General features: G+C 67.1%; 14 protein-coding genes. 6 read left to right on the top strand and 8 right to left on the bottom strand.

The features are described 5' to 3' along the window. The first annotated feature begins 432 nt into the window (after positions 1–432). Positions 433–1,476 (top strand): lysylphosphatidylglycerol synthase transmembrane domain-containing protein, encoded by a 1,044-nt coding sequence (locus H7290_RS19325; RefSeq protein WP_290515649.1) that lies wholly within the window; start codon positions 433–435, stop codon positions 1,474–1,476. 18 nt (positions 1,477–1,494) lie between these two features. Here H7290_RS19325 and H7290_RS19320 read toward each other — a convergent pair whose 3' ends face one another. Continuing rightward, positions 1,495–2,334, bottom strand: a complete 840-nt coding sequence (locus H7290_RS19320) for a universal stress protein (RefSeq protein WP_290515648.1) — start codon at positions 2,332–2,334, stop codon at positions 1,495–1,497. Positions 2,335–2,509: 175 nt separating this feature from the next. Here H7290_RS19320 and H7290_RS19315 point away from each other — a divergent pair, with 175 nt between their 5' ends. After that, complete coding sequence (locus tag H7290_RS19315) at positions 2,510–4,201, top strand: GAF domain-containing protein (protein WP_290515647.1); 1,692 nt, start codon at positions 2,510–2,512, stop codon at positions 4,199–4,201. A gap of 17 nt (positions 4,202–4,218) precedes the next feature. Here the strand turns inward: H7290_RS19315 and H7290_RS19310 are convergent, their stop codons facing one another. Both H7290_RS19310 and H7290_RS19305 read right to left on the bottom strand, forming a co-directional pair. Then, the gene (locus tag H7290_RS19310) at positions 4,219–5,043 is read right to left on the bottom strand and encodes a universal stress protein (RefSeq protein ID WP_290515646.1); all 825 of its coding nucleotides are present in this window, start codon (positions 5,041–5,043) and stop codon (positions 4,219–4,221) included. Between the two features lie 139 nt (positions 5,044–5,182). Then, positions 5,183–5,863 carry a response regulator transcription factor gene (locus H7290_RS19305; protein WP_366927657.1) on the bottom strand — a complete coding sequence of 227 codons (681 nt, stop codon included), beginning with the start codon at positions 5,861–5,863 and terminating at the stop codon, positions 5,183–5,185. A 188-nt stretch (positions 5,864–6,051) separates the two neighbouring features. On the opposite strand from H7290_RS19305, the gene H7290_RS19300 reads away from it, so the two are divergent. Further along, positions 6,052–6,558, top strand: coding sequence for a universal stress protein (locus tag H7290_RS19300; RefSeq protein ID WP_290515645.1), 507 nt, complete (start codon positions 6,052–6,054; stop codon positions 6,556–6,558). Between the two features lie 35 nt (positions 6,559–6,593). Here H7290_RS19300 and H7290_RS19295 read toward each other — a convergent pair whose 3' ends face one another. The 3 genes from H7290_RS19295 to H7290_RS19285 are packed head-to-tail and all read right to left on the bottom strand — an operon-like array spanning position 6,594 to position 8,367. Further along, positions 6,594–7,427: a universal stress protein gene (locus H7290_RS19295; RefSeq protein ID WP_290515644.1), complete on the bottom strand. Its 834-nt coding sequence runs from the start codon at positions 7,425–7,427 to the stop codon at positions 6,594–6,596. Between the two features lie 11 nt (positions 7,428–7,438). After that, complete coding sequence (locus H7290_RS19290; protein ID WP_290515643.1) at positions 7,439–8,020, bottom strand: flavodoxin domain-containing protein; 582 nt, start codon at positions 8,018–8,020, stop codon at positions 7,439–7,441. Then, positions 8,017–8,367 carry an HPF/RaiA family ribosome-associated protein gene (locus H7290_RS19285; RefSeq protein ID WP_290515642.1) on the bottom strand — a complete coding sequence of 117 codons (351 nt, stop codon included), beginning with the start codon at positions 8,365–8,367 and terminating at the stop codon, positions 8,017–8,019. Before H7290_RS19285 ends, H7290_RS19290 begins: the two co-directional genes overlap by 4 nt. Before the next feature lie 229 nt (positions 8,368–8,596). Between H7290_RS19285 and H7290_RS19280 the strand changes: the two genes are divergently transcribed. Then, positions 8,597–9,268 (top strand): BON domain-containing protein, encoded by a 672-nt coding sequence (locus H7290_RS19280; RefSeq protein ID WP_290515641.1) that lies wholly within the window; start codon positions 8,597–8,599, stop codon positions 9,266–9,268. Between the two features lie 9 nt (positions 9,269–9,277). Then, positions 9,278–10,153 (top strand): potassium channel family protein, encoded by an 876-nt coding sequence (locus H7290_RS19275; protein ID WP_290515640.1) that lies wholly within the window; start codon positions 9,278–9,280, stop codon positions 10,151–10,153. A 27-nt stretch (positions 10,154–10,180) separates the two neighbouring features. Here H7290_RS19275 and H7290_RS19270 read toward each other — a convergent pair whose 3' ends face one another. Together H7290_RS19270 and H7290_RS19265 are read right to left on the bottom strand one after the other, a co-directional pair. Continuing rightward, positions 10,181–11,293 carry an acetate/propionate family kinase gene (locus tag H7290_RS19270; RefSeq protein ID WP_290515639.1) on the bottom strand — a complete coding sequence of 371 codons (1,113 nt, stop codon included), beginning with the start codon at positions 11,291–11,293 and terminating at the stop codon, positions 10,181–10,183. A gap of 3 nt (positions 11,294–11,296) precedes the next feature. Beyond that, positions 11,297–13,675, bottom strand: coding sequence for a phosphoketolase (locus tag H7290_RS19265; protein ID WP_290515638.1), 2,379 nt, complete (start codon positions 13,673–13,675; stop codon positions 11,297–11,299). Positions 13,676–13,893: 218 nt separating this feature from the next. On the opposite strand from H7290_RS19265, the gene H7290_RS19260 reads away from it, so the two are divergent. Then, a complete protein-coding gene (locus tag H7290_RS19260; protein WP_290515637.1) occupies positions 13,894–14,559 on the top strand; it encodes an SDR family NAD(P)-dependent oxidoreductase in 666 nt (221 codons plus the stop codon). Positions 14,560–14,804 lie beyond the last annotated feature (245 nt).

Below are 14,804 nucleotides of genomic sequence, written 5' to 3'. Positions count from 1 at the left end.
CACCCGGCCCAGACGAAAGAGCACACCGCTCTCGAACTGCCTCACGATCTTGACCCCCAGCATCGCGGCGACGATGAGAACCACGAGGACGATGACGAGGATCAGGGCGAGAACGTTCATGGGTGTCCTTCCACATGTGTGAGCAGCCTCTAGCGCTGTCTCTACGTCGACTGTCGTCCAGGAGAGCCGGCCGGACCACGGTCCACGGTCAGGGTCTGCAGGGTCGAACGGCCCTGCTGAACCACCTCGAGCCGTAGGTCGACGGTACGATCGCCCAGGCCACGACGTGCCCGACGTCGGCGCAGAATTCGTCGACGATGCGGCGGACGCCGTCCACTCCGTAAGACGTTGACCAAAAAACCCGATGACGGGACCTTCTGCCCCTGCGTCAGGGCCGTGGTCAGGCGACGATCAGATGGTGAGCCCCGACCGATGACGTCCACCACCACGCAGACCGGCGCCAGGGCTGTCCTGCGACGGCTCGGACGATCACGGTGGTTCGGCTGGGTCAGGCACGTCAGCCTCGTGGTCGTCACGATCCTGGTGGTCGAGTACGTCGTCCTCCCGCAGCTGGTCGGAGCACGGCAGGACATGACGCTGCTGGCGTCGGCCGACACTCTTTTGCTGGTGGCCGCCCTGGCACTCGAAGCCGCCTCCCTGATGAGCTACAGCGCTCTGACGCGCGTCGCGCTGAGTCCAGTCGGGAGGCCGTCGTACTGGACGCTCCTGCGCATCGACCTCAGCGGACTCGGGGTGAGTCACGTGGTACCCGGTGGCGGCGCTGCCACCGTCGCACTGCGCTACCGCCTTCTGACGGTGGCCGGCGTCCGGCGGGGCGACGCGGCCGCGGGAGCGGCGATCCAGACGGTCGTGTCGATCGTCGCGCTGATCGCCCTGTTCGTGATCGGACTCGGCCTGACGGTGCCCCACCTCGGCGGACACCCCGGCTACGAGGCCGCCGGCATCGTCGCGCTCGCGGTCCTTGCTGTGCTTGGCCTGGCGGCGACAGCATTGATGAGGCACACCGATCGTGCCCTCCTGGCCGCAGAAGGGTTCGCCCGACGTGTGCCTCTCCTGCGTGCCGAGAGCACCGGTCGGGTTCTTCGTGAGCTCGCACAGCACATTGCGCGCCTCGGTTCGGACAGGCGGCTGCTTCGTCAGACTGCGGGTTGGGCTGTCGGCAACTGGTTGTTCGACGGAGTCTGCCTCTGGGTCTGCCTCGGCGCCTACGGCTACTGGTCCGACGCAGGCCCGTTGCTGGCGGTCTACGCCGCGGCCTGCCTCCTCGCGTGGCTACCGATCACCCCGGGGGGTCTTGGCATCGTCGAGGGTGTCCTCGTCCCGGCGCTGATCTCCTTCGGCTCTGACCCGGCCGTCGCCCTCCTCGGGGTGCTGACCTGGCGGCTGGCGGAGTATTGGTTGCCCATCCCGCTGGCGGCAGCGACCTACCTCTCGCTGCGCGTCAGCCGGCGCTGACGCCTCGGCCGATGCAGCTCAGAGGTAGTCAGCCGGAACGATGGCCACGGGGCACTGCGCCTCACGCAGCACCTGCATCGCGACAGGGCGTGCCGTGGCGAACGGGACGGTGTGGCCGTGGGGACGGCCGATCACGACGAGCGACGCATCTGCCGTCGAGGCGATACTGATCTCGACCGGATCGCCGGTCGTGGTGGAGCGCAGCACCTGAACTCCCGGGTAGAGCTCCTGCCAGCCGGCGACGACCTCGGCCACGTTGGCCTGGTGGTCTTCGAAGTCCTGCGGCAGTGTCGCAGTCGGTGCGACGTGGAGCACGACGAGTTTCTCGCCGCGGGCATCAGCCTGCTCGAACCCATAACGCAGCGGTCCCGCGGCTGAGGTGTCACCGTCGATCGTGACCACGACCCCACCGGTGTCGGCAGATCTGACGCCGCGTTCGGGGACGATCACAACGGGACACTTTGCTTTGCGGGCAATGAAGCTGGAGACCTCGCTGCCGAGCATCCGATCGAACCACGGCACGTCATCGGCTCCGAGGATCATCGAGCCAGCCTCAGCGCTCTCGGCGCGGAGCACCTGGTCGGGCACCCCGTGGGCGAGGACGTACTCGACCTCGATCGCGGAGGACTCGCCCTCGACGACCTCCCGCGCGTCATCGAGGACCGACTCACCCGAGATGCGCATCGAGTCGAGCATGTCGGTGCCGATGTAGAACTCGGCAGCCTGCGCCGGCAGCTCATAGCAGTGCACGACGCGAAGACTGGTGCGAAGACGCCCCGCTTCTGCAACGGCATATCGAACGGCGGTCGGCTGCTTGTCTGACACTCCGACGACGACGGGCTGGTGTGAGGCGTTCATGGGATCTCCTAGGCGATTGGCTCCCTTCCACCATGTCTCGCCCGCCGGCACCAGGGCACCGTCCGACGACCAGTCTTGCGAGGACTTTGGTCCTCGGGGGATGAGAGGTTCGGCCCGGTGGGCCGCCAGCTACGCGTATTGTGGGATTCATCGTCTAGGCACGTCCGGGAGTGACATGCCCCACCAAGCACCTCGCACCTCAGCACTCGGGCCCACGCTCGAGTTCGAGACTCTTTTGTCCCAGCTTGTTGAGCGCGCCGATGTCATGATGCGGTCGCAGGCCAGGCTGCGCGACCTCATCCGCGTCAACAACGAGCTGACCAGCAACCTCGACCTGCCGACGGTGCTCCGCAAGATCGTCGAGATCGGCACCGAGCTGATCGAGGCGCGTTACGGAGCGATGGGCGTCATCGCCGACGACCAGAGCCTCGAGCAGTTCATCACCGTTGGCATCGACGATGAGACCGTGACGCGCATCGGTCACCTTCCCGAGGGCAAGGGTCTGCTCGGCGTCCTCATCGCCTACCCCATCCCGGTGCGTCTGAAGACGATCGCCGACGACCCACGATCCAGCGGGTTCCCGCTCAATCATCCGCCGATGAACAGCTTCCTCGGCGTGCCCATCAGGGTGCGCGACGAGGTCTACGGCAACCTCTACCTCACCGACAGCATGCACGGCGAGTTCTCCTCTGACGATGAAGAGCTCGCTCAGGCCCTCGCCGCGACTGCTGGCATCGCGATCGCCAACGCCCGACTGTTCGAAGACTCGCTCTACCGCGAGCGCTGGGCCTCTGCCCTCGCCGAGACAGCGCGCCGGCTGATGAACGACGAGGACGACGAGCACCTCGGATTCCTTGTCGAGCAGGTCAAGGAGCTCGCTGAGGCAGACCTGGTGAGCATCGGGCTCGTGACGTCGACCCGCAAGGACATCATCATCGACCGCGCCGTCGGCACCGGTGCAGCAGATCTCGTCGGCACGTCCTTCGCGCTCGACGAAGCCGTGGCCGGGGAGGCTGTTCGCGGCGGCGAGCCGGTGCTCGTCCCCGAGGTCCAGGTACTCGATCTGCTCGGTTTCGCCGACCAGATCCTTCTCGGCAACATGATGGTGATCCCGTTCAGCATCGGCGATGATCAGGCAGGTGTGCTGAGCCTGGCCCGACGGCAGGGGTGCCCGCCGTTCGGACCACGTGACCTCGACATGGGCACATCCTTTGCGAGCCACATCAGCGTCGCCCTCGACCGCGGTGAGGCGCGGATGATCCGACGCAAGGTTGCGCTGCTCGAAGATCGAAGCCGCATCGCGCGCGATCTCCACGACCACGTCATCCAGCGGCTCTTTGCCACTGGGCTGAGCCTGCAGGCCGTGGCGGCGGGCATCGAGCCCGATTCAGCCAGGCGCGTCGTGGATCAGATCCAGGAGATCGACGGGGCGATCGCCCAGATCCGGCAGAGCATCTTTGCCCTCCACAAGGACGCCGAGGTCACCTCGGTGCGTCTGCGCGCCCGGGTGCTGGAGGTCGTCGACCGCAGCGAGGACGATCTGTCGCCCCGTCCCCGGGTCACCTTCCTCGGCCCCGTCGACCTCATGGCAGATGCAACGCTGACAGACGATGTGACAGCAGTCGTGACGGAGGCGCTCGCCAATGCGAACAGGCACGCCCATGCGTCGAGGGTCGACGTCGTCATCTCGGCCGCGACCGGCCACGTGACGGTTGAGGTGACCGACAATGGGGTGGGTCAGGGGTTGAGCCCGCACTACAGCGGACTCGCCAACCTGCACGCCCGCGCGACGGCCCACGGAGGGTCGTTCGAGGCCCATGACGGCCCGGGTGGGGGCACCCAGCTGGTGTGGTCGGTCCCCGTCTGACTCAGTCCTGCTCAAATTCAGTTCTGCGGGACGATGACCACGGGACATTCAGCGAGCCGAGCGCAGGTGTCGCCGATGCTCAGCGCGCTGTGGATCATGCCGCGGTGGCTGTGCCGACCGATGACGAGCAGCGACGATCCGCGAGCCGCCTCGAGCAGTGCGCCAGCCGGCTCACCGGCCGACACCAGCGTCTCCAGACTGGTGTCGCCCAACGTCGCGGCTGCCGACGCGACGGCTTTCTCAGCATCCACGCGTCGGGCCTCGTCGGTCGAGGCGTACACACCGACGAGTCGCAGCGTCGCACCCGTCTCAGCGGCGTGCGCACGGGCCCACCTGACGGCAGACGCGCTCGCCTCGGAATTGTCGACCCCGACGGTGACCACGGCGGGAGCGCCGGGCGTGCCGCTCGACGGCATCGAGTAGGCCTCGTGCGGAACGATGCTGCAACGCCAGCCCTGCGGCCCTGACGCCCGGACGACCTGGCCGTCGCGGTCGACCTCGACCAGCAGGCACTCCGTGGTGTCACGAAGGTGCACCATCAGCGGGTCGATCAGGGCAGCGCGGAGGTCGACCGGCGACTCGATGACCATCAGGTCTGCGTGGCGGCTCTCCTCGGTGAGGACGTCGATGGGGTCGCCCTCGACATCGATCGTGTCGACCGGGAGCTGCAGGTTGGGCCGGCCGAGGGTGCCAGCACCCGACACCCGCACGATGCGCACCCGCGCCGACTCGGTCAGGGCGCCCTGCAACGCATAGGAGAGCGATCCGGTGCAGCGGTCACTGACAACGCCGACGACGATGGTGCGCGCGTGGACGGCGGTGCCGTTGTTGTCGATGACCACGGTGGGTCTCCCTCGGTCTGTAGAAGAGTGCTCGGGTTCGGGCGGCTGGCCCGAGCGCCTCCTCCGACAGTGCCTGCGTCTGGGCCTCGACGACACGGGCGACGTTCCCTCAGCACAGGGACGTAGGTCCTCGCGCCGTTCAGCTCAGCAGACGGGTGGCGAAGACAGCCGCCTGGGTGCGGCTGACCAGCCCCAGCTTGGCCAACACGTTGGACATGTAGTTCTTGACAGTCTTCTCGGCGAGGAACAGCCGCTCACCGATCTGCTTGTTGGTGAGTCCCTCCGCAACCAGCTCGAGGATCCGACGCTCCTGCGCGCTGAGACTCTTGAGCTCCTCCGGCTCACCGGGGCCGCCGTCGCGCAAGCGCTGCATGACCCGCTCGGTGACCTGCGGGTCGAGCAGCGAACCACCTGTCGAGACATGCCGAACTGCAGCGAGGAGGTCCTGGCCCGTCACCTGCTTCAGGATGTAGCCGGCAGCGCCAGCCATGATCGCGGCGAAAAGGGCTTCGTCGTCATCAAACGACGTGAGGATGATCGCCTTGGTCGTCGAGTCGTCGGAGCGGATCTGTCGGCACACCTCGATGCCGCTGCCGTCGGGGAGTCGCGCGTCAAGGATCGCCACATCTGGCTTGAGTGCAGGAATGCGGGCGATGGCAGACGCAGCAGTTCCGGCCTCGCCGACCACCTCGATGTCGCCGCCACTCTCCAGGAGCTGTTTGAGACCCGTACGCACGACCTCGTGGTCGTCAAGCAGGAAGACGCGAATCACTGGGAACTCCTCGTTGATGTCCATGGTGTTGATGTCCATGGTGTTCATGGTGTGTTTGTCCAGAACGTACGAGACGCCCCCCGGTCAGAGTATCCGCCATCGCCACAGTGTGGCGAAGGTACAAGGTCCCGCGATCGGCGCCGTCGGTCCACCGTCGTCGGGCGGCACGACCCTGTGCCTCCTGGATGCCAACGGCCAGTATGGGGTCAACAGCACCTTGAGAGGGAGCCCCTTCCATGCACATGCCCACCATCGTGGTCGGTGTCGACGGCGAGCCAGCGTCACACTCCGCTCTGCGTGTCGCCCTCGACGAAGCCACTCTTCGCCACGGGAGAGTCCTCGCAGTCGCCTGTTGGTCACCCGGTGAGAACCATCTGCCGTGGCGCCCAGACGGGCGTGACAGCGACACCCGCGAGAAGGCTGAGCAACTCATCAGGGAGGCGCTCGAAGCGGTAGCCGCTGACTCCCAGGAGCGGGCGATGATCGTGCGCGAGACGTGCGAGGACGAGCCCGGCCCCGCACTCGTCAGGACGAGCCATGGGGCTGATTTTCTCGTCATCGGCTCCACGACTCGCAGCCAGCTCACCCGGCACGTCGGAAAGGCGACAGTCGACCACTGCCTGCGATTCTCCGACGTCCCTGTGATCGTCGTGCCGTGCGCGCCGAGCGGATTCGAAGGCGTCGACCTGGAGAGCGAGCTGCGCCAGAACTCCGACGACAAGCCCGCCGACATCTCGCTCTGATCGGGTCTCCTGCCGTAGGTCGTGCGTCGCCGTCACTACACGGGCGGCACGACGGCAACCGGGCAGCTTGCGTGCTCGATGACCTTCTGCGCGAGCGATCGTGACAAAGCCGTGATGTGTCGGGACTCGTGCGATCGTCCGAGAACGAGCAGCCCGGTCTTCTCGAGCGAGCCGATCGTGGTGAGGTCGGCCACTCCAGTGATGACAGTGGTCGTGACAAGTACGTGTGGGTGGGTCGCTCCCCACAGGTCGATGAGGTGTGTCATCTCCCGCCACACGCGCGAGTCTGAGCCGCCGTCGTCGGGCTCCAGGACGTGGATGATGCGCAGTCGCCTGCTGCCACGATCGGCGGCCTCGAAGGCAAACCGCAGTGGCTCGTGGGCAGTGGTCTCACCGTCGAGCATCAGGGTGACGCCGCGTGAGTCGGCGTCGCCGTCCCAGGTGTCAGGCACCACGACGACCGGACAGCTGGAGTGCTCGGCGAGTCGGCGGGCGACTCTGCTCTCGAACAGTCTGAGGTACCACGGTTGCGCATCGTCCGGGCCGATCACGACCATTCGCGCGAGCGCGCTCTCCTCCGCCAGAGCCTTTGAGGCAGGACCGCGGGCCAGGACACCCGTGACGAGCAAACCGGGATGTTCCAGGACGAGGTAGTCGGCCGCGTCGGCCAGCACCAACCTCCCGCTCTCGCGAAAGGCCTCCTCGATGTCGACTCCGTAGGCCGTGCTCAGCGCAGTGGGCGGACCGGGCGGCACGGTGTAGGCGTGGAGGACAGTGAGATCGCAGCCGATGCGAACCGCTTCGGCCGCAGCGTAGGAAAGTGCCGCGTGCTGCTTGTCGGCAACGCCTACGGTGATTGAGTTGTTCACTCCCCCGACATTCATGCGTCGGGCTCCTGCTTCGCAACCGCGTGCGTGAGCTGTGCGGCGATGCTGTGGCCCCAGGCATCAATGAGCGTCCAGTCTCGGCGATCACCCGGGACCGCCTTCACGATGTTGACCACGAGCCGCTCCCACCACCGCAACGTTGACGTGTCGAGGCTGCCAGCGAAGACCATGTGCTCGGTTGCGCAGCCGGACTCGACGCTCTTGTCCGCAGTGATCACCGCAGCGTTCTCCACCGCGTCGCCAGAGACCGGGCCGGTACTGAAGAGCCACAGGTCGAGCAGGGGGGCATCCTTCACCTGGTGGAGCGCCTGGGTCGCCGCTCTCAACCAGTGGCCCATGTAGATGGCGCTGCCGAGCACGACAGCGTCGGCACCCTCGAGGACACGCAGGTCGGAGAGGTCCGCCTCCCGAACTGTCCATCGGTCGGACAGGTCTGCCGTCAGCACGGCCGCCAACCGCCGCGTCACCTGGCGGGTGCTCCCGTGTCGGCTCGCCGCGGCGACCACGACGGTGTGTTCGGCCATCGCGCCCGGCGTGTCGGCGGGCCGCTGCACCGGCACGGCCGAGCCGCTCACGGGGTGGTCCCGCGAACAGTGGTGTGGCTCGCGCGGTCGTGGTCGAGCCGCCCGAAGAGCGTTTCGAGCCGGCTGTGCATCTTGTGACAGGCGCCGGTGATGGCTTCGTGAGTCGTCTCGGCGTGGTGCGAGACTGCAACGCTCTGGTGTCCCCTGGGCCGCACCTCGATCATGCAGCGCATGTCATTGTCGCTGGGTCGACCGGCGCTCTCGTCGCCGAGATGGACATCGACGGTGGTCAGGCGATCCTGAAATGCTCCGAAGGACGACTCGATCTCCCCTTCGATCAGGCTGGTGAGCTTGTCGCCGCTGTCGATGTTGTTGTCGGTGTTGATCTGGATCTGCACGGGTCACTCCTGTCGTCGGCGCTGCTGCGTCGTCAGTCCCCACTGTGCGACCACTCCGCGCGCCACAACAGGGCCGAACAACCCGGCTGGCCGGGGACCATTGCCCCTGCGGAGGGCGACAGTCAAACGGTCGTGGTCATGAGGATGGACGACTCAGCGGGTCCGAGGGCCCGGACGCTGAGGACCGCCGACCCTACGACTCCGACAGCGGCCGGACCATGCTCGAGACATGACGACACCCACAGAGAGCCAACGCGACCACCTCATCAAGGAAGACGTCGACGAAGAGCTCGCTTGGGCTCCGGAGGTCAACGACTCGCAGATCGGCGTCTCGGTCCTCGACGGGGTCGTGACCCTGTCGGGCGAGGTGGACACCTACGCCGAGCGCGTCGATGCCAAGGACGCCGCACTTCGCGTTGCCGGCGTGCAGGTTGTTGCCGACGACCTGCTGATTCGTGACGTCGTCAGGAACGAGCACACTGACACTGACATCGCGGTCTCGATCAGGAATGTCATCGGGTGGTCCGCCGACGTGCCCCAGGGCGCCGTCGACGTGGAGGTGCTGGACCATGTCGTGGTGCTGACCGGCGAGGTCGACTGGGACTACCAGCGCAGGGCGGCGGAGAATCTCGTGCGGGGACTTGCCGGCGTGCTGCGCGTCGAGAACCGCATCGACCTGAGCCCCCGCGTCTCGGCCTCCAACACCGCCAATCTCATCAAGAGCGCGCTGGTTCGTCATGCACTGCTGGACTCCCACGCGATCACCGTGGCGGCAGTCGGCTCCGAGGTGACCTTGAGTGGCGTGGTCACCACCTGGGCAGAGAAGGAGCAGGCCGCTCACGCAGCGTGGGCCTCCCCGCACGTCACCGCAGTGCACAACAAGCTCGCGGTCCGTCAGTAGAGCCGGGCGATGCGACAGGCGGACACGATGGACTGGTTCGTCAGCGGCCTTGGCGCCGTCATGGTGGTGCTGGTCCTGAGGGACATCTTCCACACCCTTGGTCACCCTGGCTTCCAGGGCCGGCTGAGCCGTGTCGTGCTGGGCACGACGTGGCGTGTTTCGAGAGGACGGCGGATGGCCGGGCTCGCAGGCCCTCTCGCGATGCTCACGGTCATCGGTGTGTGGGGTCTTCTCGCCGTCGTCGGGTGGGCTCTGGTCTACCTGCCGCACCTCCCGGGCGGCTTCACCTTCGCCTCCGGTCGGGCCGCAGGTGACACGAACCCCGTCCTGGACGCCCTCTACATCTCACTTGTCACGATCTCGACGCTCGGCCTCGGGGATGCCATCCCGGTGTCAGGCTGGTTGCGTGTCGCCAACCCGCTCGAGGCGCTCTTCGGCTTCGCACTGCTGACGGTCGCGGTGTCGTGGGTCCTGCAGATCTATCCTGCCTTGACCCGGCGGCGTGTCCTCTCGATCAGATTGATGCTCCTCCGCCGGGCAGACACACTCGACCATCTCGACTCCTCATGGGCCGCAGGCGTGCTGGAGGGCTTGGCAACCAGCATCGTGGGGGTGCGGGTCGACCTCAGCGAGTACGCCGAGACGTACTACTTCCGCGAGGACGAGATGGAAGCCTCCCTCGCCGCGACCCTCGGCTACGCCGCCGAGCTCGCGAGGGCAGGCTCGGTCTCGCCCCGGTCTGACGTCAAGCATGCGTCGACGATCCTCACCTGCGCGCTGGACGACCTCGCACACGTCCTCGACGACAGGTTCCTGCATGTTGGAGGGTTGCTGCCGGAGGTCATCGACGCGTTTGCTCTGGACCACGGGCACCCCCGCGTCTGACGGAGCACACAGCATCGGTGGTGTGGATCAGATGGAGGGCACCGACACGGATCGGACCTCGTCGGCGATCTGGACGTCTTCGCGTGCCCGGACCACGAAGGTCCGGACGGAAGCTCCCGCCGCTGAGATGTCGCGGTCATCGTCCTGTTGTCGTCCGCCATGCCCCGCATCGGGCGACGCGATCGCCACACCGAGGAACGCCAGCCGCTGCGCGGTCATCCGGTGCACGAGGTCAGAATTCTCGCCGACGCCACCGGTGAACACGAGGGCGTCGAGACCCCCGGTCGAGGTGGTCATCGCCGCAATGCCTGCCGCGAGACTGTGGACGTAGACGTCGAGGGCGAGCTGCGCGCGCTCGTCGTGCCGGTCGACCATCGCCTCGATCTCGCGCATGTCTCCGGTGCCTGCGAGGGCGGTGAGTCCCGATCGGTGCTCGAGCGTCGTGGCGATCTCGTGGGGCAGGAGGTGTTCGTGCTCCTCCAGCCACAGGACCAGGCCCGGATCGACGGTCCCCGACCTGGTGGCCATGACAAGCCCCTCGAGCGGGGTGAAACCCATCGTGGTGTCGACGCTGCGGCCTGCGAGCACCGCGCACAAAGATGCCCCAGCGCCGAGGTGGCAGCTCACGACCCGCAGCCCCGCGCGAGGTTGTTCGAGGAGCTGCGCGGCGCGCCGGGAGGCGTAGGCGTGCGACAGACCGTGAAATCCGTAGCGGCGGATCGCGTAGCGCCTCCGCCACTCCAGCGGGATCGCGTACGTCGACGCCTCGGCCGGGATCGTCGTGTGGAAGGCCGTGTCGAAGCACGCCACCGCCGGGACATCGGGCAGGAGGGCGGCCACTGCGTCAAGCGCAGCGAGCGACTTGGGCTGATGGAGCGGGGCGAGGTCGGTGAGGGCATCCAGCTCGGCACGCACGGACGCGTCGATGTGCACAGGACCGGTGAAGTGCGTGCCACCGTGCACCACCCGATGCCCCACGGCATCGGGCGCGGGCCACGCAGCGAGGGTGTCGCGCAGCCCGTCGCCGTCGATCCCGTCGGCACCGGCGGCAAGGTCGGCTGACCGCTCGACACCATTGGCGACATCGAGCAACCTCAGCTTGAGGCTTGACGAGCCGGCGTTGACGACGAGGACTCGCACCTCTCAGCCCCTGTCTGGCCAGGTCCAGCCAGAGATTGCCGGGTCGTCCTCACCGTGCTCGCGGGTGTAGGCGCGGGCCCGGAGGCGCGCATCGGCCATGTCCTGTCGCAGCGTGGCCGCCCGGGAGCCCAGCGACGGGACTCGGTCGATGACGTCCATCACGAGGTGGAACCGATCGAGGTCGTTCAGCATGACCATGTCGAACGGCGTCGTCGTGGTGCCCTCCTCCTTGTAGCCGCGCACGTGGATGTTGTGGTGGTTGGTCCGCCGGTAGGTCAGCCGATGGATGAGGGACGGGTACCCGTGGAAGGCGAAGATGACGGGCTTGTCGGCCGTGAACAGTGCATCGAAGTCGCTCGCTGAAAGCCCGTGCGGGTGCTCGGTATCGGGCTCGAGCCGCATGAGGTCGACGACGTTGATGACCCGGACCCTCAGCTCGGGCAGGTGGGTTCGCAGCAGGTCGGCCGCGGCCACGGTCTCGAGGGTCGGGACGTCACCGCAGCAGGCGAGGACGACATCGGGCTCGTCCTCGTCGTTGCTGGCCCACGGCCAGATGCCCACACCTCGAGTGCAGTGGGCGATGGCCTCGTCGATCGTCAGGTAGGTCAGCGCGGGCTGCTTGCCGGCGATGATGACATTGACGTAGTCGCGACTGCGCAGGCAGTGGTCGGCCACCGAGAGCAGCGTGTTGGTGTCTGGCGGCAGGTACACCCGCACGATCTCGGACTTCTTGTTGATCACATGGTCGATGAACCCCGGATCCTGATGGGAGAACCCGTTGTTGTCCTGTCGCCACACGTGCGAGGACAGCAGATAGTTGAGCGACGCGATGGGCGCGCGCCACGGGATGCGGCGCGTCGACTTGAGCCACTTGGCGTGCTGGTTGAACATCGAGTCGACGATGTGGATGAAGGCCTCGTAGCAGTTGAAGAGTCCGTGCCGGCCGGTCAGCAGGTATCCCTCGAGCCAGCCCTGGCAGAGGTGCTCCGACAGCACCTCCATGACCCGCCCGTCGGGTGACAGGTGGTCGTCGCCCGGGACCATGGACGCATCCCAGGCGCGGTCGGTCTGGTCGAACACGGCCGAGAGCCGGTTGGACGCCGTCTCGTCGGGCCCCATGAGCCGGAAGGTCGCAGGGTTCTCGGCGATGACGCCACCCAGGAGCTCGCCGAGGACACGGGTCGCCTCGCTGGTGTCGACGCCGGGACGGTCGACAGTCACGGCGAAGTCGCGGAAGTCGGGCATCACGAGCTCGCGCAGCAGCAGTCCCCCGTTGGTGTGGGGGTTGGCGCTCATCCGACCGGTCCCGACCGGTGCCAACGCCTGCAGCTCGGGGATCAGGGCGCCGGACACATCGAAGAGCTCGTCGGGTCGGTAGCTGAGCATCCACTGTTCGAGCAGCTCACGGTGGGCGGGATTGGTGCGTGTCTCGGTCAATGGCACCTGGTGGGCGCGCCAGGTGCCCTCGACCTGCAGCCCGTCGACGATGTCGGGGCCGGTCCAGCCTTTCGGGGTGCGCAGCACGATCATGGGCCATCGGGGGCGGGTCGACGTGATGCCGTTGCGTGCGTCCGTCTGGATGGCGGCGACCATGTCGGTCGACCGGTCCAGCGCCGCCGCCAGCTGCTGATGGACGTCGGTCGGGTCGTCCCCGACCACGAAGATCGGCTCGTGCCCGTACCCGCGCAACAGCTCGGCGAGCTCGGACTCGGGGATGCGTGCGAGCACGGTCGGGTTGGCGATCTTGTAGCCGTTGAGGTGCAGGACGGGGAGTACCGCTCCGTCGGTCACCGGGTTGACGAACTTGTTGGAGTGCCAGCTGGCTGCGAGTGGCCCGGTCTCGGCCTCTCCGTCACCGATCACGCACATCACCATCAGGTCGGGGTTGTCGAAGACGGCTCCGTAGGCGTGCACGAGCGCGTAGCCGAGCTCTCCGCCCTCGTGGATCGACCCCGGCGTCTCCCGCGCCACGTGGCTGGGGATCCCGCCGGGGAAGGAGAACTGGCGAAACAGGCTGCGCACGCCATCTTCGTCCTGTCCGACCGCGGGATAGACCTCTGAGTAGGTGCCCTCGAGGTAGGCGTTGGCCACGAGCCCGGGACCGCCGTGGCCCGGGCCGGCAATGTAGACCACATCGAGGTCGCGCTCCTTGATGACCCGATTCATGTGCGCGTAGAGCAGGTTGAGCCCCGGCGTGGTCCCCCAGTGGCCGAGGAGACGTGGCTTGACGTGCTCGGCGAGCAGAGGCTCCCTCAGCAGCGGGTTGTCCATCAGGTAGATCTGGCCGACCGACAGGTAGTTGGCGGCACGCCAATACGCGTCGATCAGCGCCAGCTGCTGCGGGTCGAGGGCGGGATCGAGCGTGGATGGGCGGTGATCCATGATGCGGCTCCTGGGCAAGGTCGGGTCGCCGATGCGCCCGCACCGCAAGTGTTGCACCGGTAATGCCGCGAAGGCACCGGCAAAGGTCCCACGCCACCGGACAGCGCGACCCTCACACCACCCAGCACCCGCTACCCACCAGCCCCATCCCCACACGCCCCGAGCGGCGGTGGAATTCGCGTCGGAATAGATCGCGCCCCTGTCGCCTTGACGCCCCTATGACTTCTATCGCCATCATCGGAGCAGGAAAAGGCCTCGGCGCTGCCGTGGCACGTCGTTTCGGCAGGGAGGGCTTCACCGTCGGGCTCATCTCTCGCAACCAAGGGCGCCTCGATGCGCTCGCGGAAGAGCTTGCCCAGGACGGCGTGCAGGCGCAAGGATTCGCCGCCGACGTGCGCGACCCGGCTTCGATCGCCAGGGCGCTCGAGCAGGTGACTGAGACGCTGGGCCCGATCGAGGTGCTCCAGTACAGCCCTCTGCCGCAGAAGGACTTCATGCGCCCTGTCATGGAGACCACGCCCGCCGACCTCGTCGGTCCCATCGAGTTCTCCATCTACGGCCCCGTCGCCGCCGTGCACCAGGTGGTGCCCGGCATGCGCTTCCTCGGTGAGAACCGCGGCACGATCTTGTTCGTCAACGGCGGCTCCGCGGTCAAACCGGGTCGCAACGTCACCGGCACCTCCGTCGCGTTTGCCGGTCAGGCCGCGTATGCCGAGCTCCTCAACGAGGTCCTCGGCGAAGAGGGCATCCAGGTGTCTCAGCTCATCATCGGCGGGCGGATCGTCGAGGGCGATGACGAGAAGGATCCCGACGTCCTCGCCGAGCTGCTGTGGTCGCTACACACCGGACGGGACAAATTCCGTCATCAGGTGAGCGCGGACTGAACCGGCTGGGCCTCGATTTTCGACAGGTCTCCACGATCACGTCATCCACACCAACGTGGTCGCCGCAGTCTCGTTGACCACGGGTAGGCCTGCTGGTCCTAGGTCTGCTGGTGCTAGGTCGCCAGCGACGGGTCGGACGCAACGGCGAGGAACAGCGCCGGAAGCTCATCGGAAGGCACCGGCTCTGTCCAGAGGAAACCCTGTCCGAGGTCGCAGCCCATCTCGGTGACGATTCGTCGTTGCTT

The sequence above is a fragment of the Aeromicrobium sp. genome (genome assembly GCF_014378035.1).
Taxonomy (GTDB): domain Bacteria; phylum Actinomycetota; class Actinomycetes; order Propionibacteriales; family Nocardioidaceae; genus Aeromicrobium.
This window is presented reverse-complemented; position numbering and strand designations above follow the sequence as displayed.

Bases quoted from the DNA above. Each gene is read 5' to 3' on its own strand.
- H7290_RS19325 (WP_290515649.1), top strand. From the start codon at position 433: ATGACGTCCACCACCACGCAGACCGGCGCCAGGGCTGTCCTGCGACGG.
- H7290_RS19260 (WP_290515637.1), top strand. From the start codon at position 13,894: ATGACTTCTATCGCCATCATCGGAGCAGGAAAAGGCCTCGGCGCTGCC.
- H7290_RS19320 (WP_290515648.1), bottom strand. From the start codon at position 2,334: ATGAACGCCTCACACCAGCCCGTCGTCGTCGGAGTGTCAGACAAGCAG.
- H7290_RS19280 (WP_290515641.1), top strand. From the start codon at position 8,597: ATGACGACACCCACAGAGAGCCAACGCGACCACCTCATCAAGGAAGAC.
- H7290_RS19305 (WP_366927657.1), bottom strand. From the start codon at position 5,863: ATGAACACCATGGACATCAACACCATGGACATCAACGAGGAGTTCCCA.
- H7290_RS19275 (WP_290515640.1), top strand. From the start codon at position 9,278: ATGCGACAGGCGGACACGATGGACTGGTTCGTCAGCGGCCTTGGCGCC.
- H7290_RS19265 (WP_290515638.1), bottom strand. From the start codon at position 13,675: ATGGATCACCGCCCATCCACGCTCGATCCCGCCCTCGACCCGCAGCAG.
- H7290_RS19315 (WP_290515647.1), top strand. From the start codon at position 2,510: ATGCCCCACCAAGCACCTCGCACCTCAGCACTCGGGCCCACGCTCGAG.
- H7290_RS19300 (WP_290515645.1), top strand. From the start codon at position 6,052: ATGCACATGCCCACCATCGTGGTCGGTGTCGACGGCGAGCCAGCGTCA.